The organism is Hufsiella arboris (assembly GCF_009834875.1).
GTDB lineage: Bacteria > Bacteroidota > Bacteroidia > Sphingobacteriales > Sphingobacteriaceae > Hufsiella_A > Hufsiella_A arboris.
In genome coordinates this window covers 1-4,736 of record NZ_WVHT01000024.1, presented here as the reverse complement: position 1 = coordinate 4,736, position 4,736 = coordinate 1, and the positions used below count along the sequence as shown (strand labels likewise).

The window sequence follows — 4,736 nt, the reverse complement described above, 5'->3', positions numbered from 1 at the left end:
TTACTCAGCTGTATTTATCGTTTTCAATTGTCTTCGTGGTCTCTTCACCCTACGGGTGCCTCGGCATTGTTAAACTTTGTATCAAGACAAAGTTTATAGGCCTTCGGGCTGCTCTGAGCCCGGCTGACAATAAAAAGGCACAGCCAGTTGCTTATGAAAGTTAGTCCGCCTCTCCGCCGGCGGCTGGCTCTTTCTTTTCTCTTGAAAGAAAAGAAACAAAAGTTCAAGGCTTCAAATTTTTGTGCTAAAAACCCGGTGATCTGGCCTGCCGCAATCAGAGCCGTGGCAACGGAGTGACGTATGATTGCTTTTGCAACACTCGCTGATCGCTTCATTCACGAGACGGTTTGAGTATTATCCGTGGCCGAATCACCGCGTTTTCTTCACGCCAAAAATTTGCAGGCCGACATCGTACTATCAACGGTAGTAAGATTATGATCGTTTGCCGGACAGCAATTCATGATCTGTAGTAACTTAGATCAGTGGCAGGAAACAAACGATCATACGTTACTGCCGTTGATCGTGGCATCCGGCATCAGCGGATTCAGCGTTAAGAAAGTTTGTGGTGATGGCGCTGCAGATCCTATCATTTTGCACTGCCAAGCAGATGAAGCGAGTGTAGCAGCAACGATCAATAATCGCTGCTATTCCCACGGCTCTTCGCTGCGCTCCCGTTATCAGCATAAACTTTTAGCTGAAGAGCGGTGAAGTCGGCGGCTCTTTGGTCCTTTCCAGCTGAAGGGAAAGGACTAGGTCTTCGGGCGGCTATGAGCCCGGCTGACAATAGAAAAGCACGGCCATATTGTTTCCTTCCGGGGCATCAAAAGGAAATGCCCTGCCGGCACAAGGCATAAAGGATTCAACTGCTCTACGTCGCAGGCGCAACCCTGTCTCGTTCCAACATCTTGCGAGATGCCAAGTCGCGCACCAGCCGCAATCATAACTTTTCCGTTAACCCCATATTTTCTTTTCTCTTCTAAAATCTTTTCACCAATCAACCGTCTGCATAGAGCAGGTACCTGTTTGTGGTATCATTTGTAAATGATAAAAAGACTTCCCTTAATTCTCCTGCTTTGGCTGGGAACCAGCTTCTATTTCTACCGGGCTGTGCAGACGCTGTTATCGTCCGGTGCATTGTTGTGGTGCTACTGGCTTATTGACCTGGTGCTCATTGGCGGAATACTTACTGTAATTTTTGTGCGGCGTGGTTCGCGCTTACAACAGACTTTGATAACCTGGCTTATGGGGTTGTTGCCCCTGGTGTTTATTCCACGTTTAGCTGCGCTGCCGGTTTTATTAATCGAGGATATAAGCCGTTTGTTACGAGGTTTCCCACCGGCGGCGGTCTGGGTAAGCGAGCTGGCGGTGGGAGTAGCCGCAGTTGTATTTCTCGTCGTGCTGTTCGGCATTACGCGTGGGAAACATTTTTATCGCGTTCGACGTGAAACGATTGTGTTTCCGGATCTGCCCGAAGCTTTTGACGGTTTCACCATTACCCAGATAACGGATGTTCACTCGGGCAGCTTTACGAACGCAACGGGTGTACAAAAAGGCCTCGACCTTGTTAATGCACAACAAAGCGATATCATCCTGTTTACAGGCGACCTGGTTAATAATAAGGCGTCTGAAATGGACAGGTGGATCACCGCTTTCGCCGGACTGAAGGCGCCAATGGGTAAATTTTCGGTTTTGGGAAACCACGACTATGGCGATTACATGCATTGGGAAACTCCGATGGCGAAGCGGGATAATTTGAATCGCCTGAAACAGGTGCACGCTGAAATCGGCTTCCGTTTATTGCTGAATGAGGCAATCACGCTTCAAAAAGGTGGACAATCGATCGTTCTGCTTGGCGTCGAAAACTGGGGAAAAGGTGGCTTTCATCAGTACGGCGACTTAAAGAAAGCGACCGCGGGTGTACATGATGACGCATTTAAGATCCTGATGTCGCATGACCCATCACACTGGGAAGGCGTAACGCTCGATCATCACCAGCACATTCATCTGACACTTTCGGGGCATACACATGGAATGCAGTTTGGTATTGAACTTTTCGGACTTAAGTGGAGCCCTGTACAATACGTATACAAGCAATGGGCAGGGCTGTATCAACGCCACGGACGTTTTTTGTATGTTAACCGGGGATTCGGCTTCCTGGGTTTAAAAGGCCGCATCGGAATATGGCCGGAAGTGGCGGTGATTACGTTGAAACGTAAGTAGTTTATATCAGGCTCGTCCTCGCATGTTGTGAGGATGCAAGATTCGGTCGCTTCCAGCAACGCTGATCAAACAAAATATTTTGCTTTTGATCATTAAGCACTAGCCTAACTAGCTAAAATTTAACTATTGTTTAGTACCAGCGAAAGAGAAGATAATCCTGCAACATGCGAGGACCAGATGAGAGGTTAACTTCAGGATAAGTCTCTGCCAGGGTCGATGTTGTCTTGGATGTGATCAAAATAAAAATGCAAAATTCCGGATTCCAATATTTGTTTTGCACGGTCTCCATCAATAGACGTATTTCCAAACAATATTGCATATTTGCTTCCAGGTTGAAAATGCAATGTCACTAACTCCTCACGGACTATTTCGACTTCGCCATTTTCATTAGTGATAATATATTCTTTTGTTTCAAATTCCACTCTATATCCTCGAAGTCTTTCTGGAGTTATAAAAGAATCGTCCCTATTCGAATTTATATTTTCGAATGAAGGGTTAAAGGAATTGTTTTTTCCTTTTACACGTATTGATTCTTTTTTGAAATGGTTCAAATTTCCACGTCTGGTTTGGTTACGCAATTGCTGTTCAATATCGCCGCCCCTCAAAAATCCGCTATCTCTTATTTCAACATCACCATTAGTAGATCTTTCTAAAGTTGGAAAACCGGTTACCGATAATTCGTTACGATTATTTCTAACTATAAAAGCATTCAATCCCTGACCAAAGGCAACAGCTATCGACTCCTCGCTCAAACCAGACAGATTACTATAGGGGTCACTAAACGAAAAATCTCCCCAGTTTGGATTAGCAATACATCCAGTTTCTTCTGGAATCGGTTCGTCGTCATCATGGTCTGGAGACGGTGATGGAGCGGGATTTGGAGAAGGTTCATCGTCGTTTTCACAGAATACAGCCGCTACTGCTGCTCCGACTGCAACACCAGCGGAAATGCCACCAAATGTATTTCCTGTCCGATAGCCGAAGTATCCAAATACAACTGCACCACTTAACATGAGTAAACCTCTACATTGAGATTCAGAAACAGTTAAGCGTTCTCTATCTGTTAGAAATCGTTCAATGTCGTTAAGCCTTTCCGAATTATACACACGAATAAGATTTTCCATATTTACGGGTATTAATCGAAATCTGGAATCTAAAATCATTGAATAGCCATGATTTCCTCCGACTACTTCCGGAATTCCTAACTCTTTCCATTTTTTAAAATATTGTTGAGAAAAATTCGCCTGGTCATTGTCACTAATTGACGTCACAGATGTCATAAATATTGATTCAAGGCCATCACTTTTGCCAAGACTGAAAGCGGTGGCTAAAATTTTATCAACTATGAGTTTTCTATATTCAATTGGAGTTAAAAGTATTCTACATAGTAAAGAAGTTGCCGCGACACGATATAAAGATTGAAAATCTTTTCTAGAGTATTGACTCGAGATTTCGATGAATCCGTTGCTGTTAGTGCATTTAAAATGCAAGTCTTGTAATCTAACTAAAGCCATTTCCAAGGGTAAAATTGACACGGTACCCTCTTTAAAGTAAATTTCACCAGCACCATTCGTCAGCCTTTCATTTCTAAAAGTTGTTTCGAAATTTTTTCTTTGAATGTCTTTTAAGATTTCAACAATTGTTTTCATGATTTATCTATTAAATTTTTGACGGGTAGAAAGTGCTTTGTTAGTTTAGTATTGAGGAAAAGATTTTACCGTGAATTAAGATACCTTAAAGGTCACTCAACAGCAATGGCGAATTATAGCCATTATAAGCCAATGAATGTGAGGTTTTATAGCTCCCTCGTCTCATTCTTGCATCTCGCGAGGTGCCAGACCAGTCACTCCCGGAGACACCTATCAATTAAAATATTTTGCTTTTGATCCTTGTTCAGTCGCCTGACACAACGGGAATTTAGTAGAACTGTTGTTTCGCTAAAAGCGAAATAGAATAGAATCCTCGCAACATGCAAAGACTAGACTAAGTAGCAGGATATGCTTAGTGCCGGGGACAGCAATTCATGATCTGTAGTAACTTAAATCGGTGGCAGGAAACAAACGATCATACATTAGTGCCATTGATCGGGCACCCGGCATCAGCGGATTCAGCGTTAAGAAAGTTTGTGTTGATGGCGTTGTAACTCCTTTCATTTTGCATTGACAAGCAGATGAAGCGAGTGTAGCAGCAACGATCAATAATCGCTGCCATTCCCACGGCTCTTCGCTGCGCTCCCGTTATTAGCATAAACTTTTAGCTGAAGAGCGGTGAAGCCGGCGGCTCTTTGGTCCTTTCCAGCTGAAGGGAAAGGACTAGGTCTTTGGGCGGCTATGAGCCCGGCTAACAATAAAAAGGCACAGCCAGCTGTTTATGAAAGCTAGTCCGCCTCATTGCCGGCGGCTGGCTAGCCTCTTTTGTCTTGATACAAAAGCGGCGCAAAAAATCAAGGCTTCAAATTTTTGTGCTAAAAACCCGGTAATCCGGCCTGTCGCAATCAGAGCCGTGGGAATTTTTAG

Annotated in this window: 3 protein-coding genes; 2 read left to right on the top strand and 1 reads right to left on the bottom strand. The window is 44.0% G+C overall.

Features of this window, described 5'->3' with window-relative positions; genetic code table 11:
• Positions 1 to 459: 459 nt before the first annotated feature.
• Positions 460 to 708: a hypothetical protein gene (locus GS399_RS20395; protein ID WP_160846510.1), complete on the top strand. Its 249-nt coding sequence runs from the start codon at positions 460 to 462 to the stop codon at positions 706 to 708.
• Between the two features lie 333 nt (positions 709 to 1,041).
• The gene (locus GS399_RS20390; RefSeq protein ID WP_160846509.1) at positions 1,042 to 2,220 is read left to right on the top strand and encodes a metallophosphoesterase; all 1,179 of its coding nucleotides are present in this window, start codon (positions 1,042 to 1,044) and stop codon (positions 2,218 to 2,220) included.
• 191 nt (positions 2,221 to 2,411) lie between these two features.
• Here GS399_RS20390 and GS399_RS20385 read toward each other — a convergent pair whose 3' ends face one another.
• Entirely contained in the window at positions 2,412 to 3,869 is a 1,458-nt protein-coding gene (locus GS399_RS20385) for a hypothetical protein (protein ID WP_160846508.1), read from the bottom strand.
• Positions 3,870 to 4,736 lie beyond the last annotated feature (867 nt).

Bases quoted from the DNA above. Each gene is read 5' to 3' on its own strand.
- GS399_RS20385 (WP_160846508.1), bottom strand. From the start codon at position 3,869: ATGAAAACAATTGTTGAAATCTTAAAAGACATTCAAAGAAAAAATTTC.
- GS399_RS20395 (WP_160846510.1), top strand. From the start codon at position 460: ATGATCTGTAGTAACTTAGATCAGTGGCAGGAAACAAACGATCATACG.
- GS399_RS20390 (WP_160846509.1), top strand. From the start codon at position 1,042: ATGATAAAAAGACTTCCCTTAATTCTCCTGCTTTGGCTGGGAACCAGC.